Origin of the sequence: Saccharopolyspora sp., from assembly GCF_017434145.1 — a bacterium.
In the GTDB taxonomy this organism is placed as follows: Bacteria; Actinomycetota; Actinomycetes; order Mycobacteriales; family Pseudonocardiaceae; genus Saccharopolyspora_C; species Saccharopolyspora_C galaxeae.
Window position 1 is genome coordinate 1 of sequence record NZ_JAFRFW010000779.1, and the last position, 3,093, is coordinate 3,093.

Here is a 3,093-nt window from a genome sequence, read left to right on the forward strand (position 1 = left end):
CGAGCACCAGCGCGCTGCGCCCGCCGGTGAACCCGCCTGCCGCGCGCAGCGCGCCCGCCACACCGTCCACATCGGTGCAGTCCGCGTCCCACCCACCGGTCTCCGACCTGGTCAGCGTGTTCGCCACGCCGACGGCCGCGGCCCGCTCGGTGGCCCGCTCGGCCAGCCGCAACGCGGCGTGCTTGCCGGGCATCGTCACCGACAAGCCCGCCCACTCCGGGCCGAGCTCGCCCGCCAGCCCCGCCAGTCCCGCGGCGTCCCGCTCGATCCGCTCGTAGCTCCACGGCAGACCGAGCTCGCGGTACGCGGCCTCGTGCAGCACCGGCGAGAGCGAGTGGCCGATCGGGGAACCGACCACCGCCGCCCGGCGGGGGTCAGAACGCGCCACGTTGCTGGGCCTCCTGGATGTAGCGGTCGTGCTCGGCCTGGGTGGTGGCGAAGCAGGAGTGCCCGTCCGGGAAGCACTTCACGAAGTACACCCAGGTGCCCTCGTCGGGCTTCTCCGCCGCCTGCAAGGCCGCCTTGCTCACCGTGGAGATCGGCGTCGGCGGCAGGCCGAAGTTCTGGTAGCTGTTGTACGGACCCGGTTTCTGCCGGTCCTCCGACTTCGTCAGCAGCGTCGGCTTGTCCAGCGGGTAGTTGATCGTCGAGTCCATCTGCAACTTCATCTGCGGGTCGGTGGTCCGGTTGTAGATCACCCGCGCGACCTTGCCGAAGTCGTCCTGGATGCCCTCGCTCTGCACCAGCGAGCCGATGGTCAGCAGCTCGTACGGGGTGTGCCCGGTGCCATCGGCCGCCTGCGGCAGTCCGGCGGCCTGCAGCAGCGCAGCGGACTTGGTGACCACTTGGCGCAGCACTTCCTCCGGCGGCTCGCCCGGTTTGACGTCGTAGACGCCCGGCATGATCAAGCCTTCCAACCGGCGCTCCGGCGGCGCCTTCTGCGCATCGGCGATCGCCCACTCCGGAACACCCAGCGCGGCCAGGTCCGCCGAGGCGGCCGCCTGGTGCATCTGCTCCGGCGTGGTGCACTGCTTGGCGGCGTCGGTGCAGGTGGCCTGGGCGAGCTTGGTGAGCAGGCCGGGCGTGCTCCCGCCGTCCGGGCTGAGCTGGTCCTCCAGCCGCTGCCCGCCGCGGACCTCGACGCGGCCGGTCTTTGCCTCCGGCGACAATATGCGCTGCACCGCCGCGGCCCCGGACATCCTCGACTTCATCAGGTAGAAACCGGGCTGGACGTGGTTGCTCTGCCGGTTCTCCTCGGCCGCGTTGGTGAACGCCGAGGACGAGGCCACCACGTCCGCCTTCGACAGCGTCTGCGCGACGTTGCTGACGGTGTCACCGGAGGAGACCTCCACGACGACTTCACCGCTGCCCTGGCCCTCGTAGTCCTCGTACGAACCGATGCGCAGGATCTGCATGGCGCCGTAGACCACGCCCACGCCCACCAGCAGCAGCACGCACACACCGGCCATCGCGGTGACCGAACCGCGCCGCTTGCGCCTGCGCAGCCGTTCCCGCCGTTGGCGGGCTTCCTTGCGGCTGCGCGGCGGCTCTCCGGCGTCGTCGGTGAACAGGCCGAGATCGTCGCTCACGAAAGGTCCTCTCAGGTGGTCTGCGACCGGGCGTCAAGCCATGCCTGCAAGATCTCCACTGCGGCGGCCTGGTCGACCACGGCGCGCTGGCGCTTACCGCGAACCCCCCGTTGGGAGAGAATGCGGCTCGCCGTGACCGTGGTCAACCGTTCGTCGTGAAAGCGCACCGGCACCGGAGCGATCCGCTCGGTGAGCGCTTCTGCGTACTTCCGCGCGGCTTCGGCGGCGCTGCCGTGATCGCCGCGCAGCGTCTTCGGGAGGCCGACGACCACCTCCACCACTTCGTGCTCGGCGACCAGGCCGGCCAGCTGCGCGAGGTCGCTGCCCGCGTCCTCGTCGCGGCGCAGCGTCACCAGCGGAGTCGCCAGCATCGGCGCCGGGTCGCTGAGCGCGATGCCGACGCGCACCGCGCCGACGTCCACGCCCAGCCGCCGCCCGGCGCCCGGGTCGGGCCGCTGGTGCTCGCTCACCCCTGGATCACCCGGTCCAGCTCCCGGCGCAGCGCGCCGATCGCCGCGGTGATGCCCGCGGGGTCCGATCCGCCGCCCTGCGCCATGTCCGGCTTGCCGCCGCCGCGACCGCCGACCTCGCCGGCGAACGCGGGCACCAGCTTGCCCGCGGCCAGCCCGAGGTCCTGCGCAGCGTCGTTGACACCGACGACGAAGGACACCTTGCCCTGCTCGGAGTCGGGCGCGAACAGCGCGACGACCGCGGGCCTGCCGGTCAGGCGCCCCCGCACCTCGCCCGCCAGCGCGCGCAGCGAGCCGCCGTCCACGCCGTCGGCGACCTGCTCTGCCACCAGGCTCACGCCGCGCACGTCGGCGGCGCGCCCGGCCAGGTCACCGGCCGAGGACAGCACCTGCTGCACCCGCAGCTGCGCCAGCTCCTTCTCCGCGTCGCGCAGCCGGCTCACCACCCCGGCGATCCGGTCCGGCAGGTCCTCGGCGGGCACCTTGAACTGCTCGGCGAGCTGGCTGACCAGCAGGTGCTCCTTGCCGATGTGACGCATGGCGTCCATCCCGACCAGCGCTTCCACCCGGTGCACCCCGGAACCGACCGAGGAGTCCGCGACCAGCTTCACCACGCCGAGCTGACCGATGCGCCCGACGTGCGTACCGCCGCACAGCTCGCGCGAGTAGTCGCCCATGTCGACCACGCGGACCTGGTCGCCGTACTTCTCGCCGAACAGCGCGACCGCGCCGAGCTCCATCGCCCGGTCCATCGTCGTGGTGTAGGAGGAGACCTCGACGTCGTTCTGCAGGTAGTCGTTGACCTCTTCCTCGACGCCGCCGAGCACCGAGGCCGACACCGCGGCGGGCGCGGTGAAGTCGAACCGCATCCGGCCGGGCGAGTTCAGCGAACCGGCCTGCGCCGCCCGCTTGCCGTAGGCACCGCGCACCGCGGCGTGCACCAGGTGCGTGGCGGAGTGCGACCGGGCGATGGCGCGCCTGCGCTGCTGGTCCACCTCGGCCTCCAGCGTGGTGTCCAAGCCCAGCTCGCCGGC

Annotated in this window: 3 protein-coding genes and 1 pseudogene; all 4 read right to left on the reverse strand. The window is 72.3% G+C overall.

Annotated features, from left to right (window positions below; all coding sequences use genetic code 11):
- Positions 1-388: pseudogene (locus IJH84_RS21005) on the reverse strand (shikimate dehydrogenase); the annotation flags it as partial.
- The gene (mltG, locus tag IJH84_RS21010; protein WP_295147996.1) at positions 375-1,589 is read right to left on the reverse strand and encodes an endolytic transglycosylase MltG; all 1,215 of its coding nucleotides are present in this window, start codon (positions 1,587-1,589) and stop codon (positions 375-377) included. The pseudogene IJH84_RS21005 and the gene mltG, both read right to left, overlap by 14 nt.
- An 11-nt stretch (positions 1,590-1,600) precedes the next feature.
- Positions 1,601-2,059, reverse strand: coding sequence for a Holliday junction resolvase RuvX (ruvX, locus tag IJH84_RS21015; RefSeq protein WP_200069818.1), 459 nt, complete (start codon positions 2,057-2,059; stop codon positions 1,601-1,603).
- Positions 2,056-3,093, reverse strand: a 1,038-nt coding sequence (locus IJH84_RS21020; protein WP_295148000.1) for a DHHA1 domain-containing protein, incomplete at its 5' end; no start/stop codon positions are given. The genes IJH84_RS21020 and ruvX, both read right to left, overlap by 4 nt.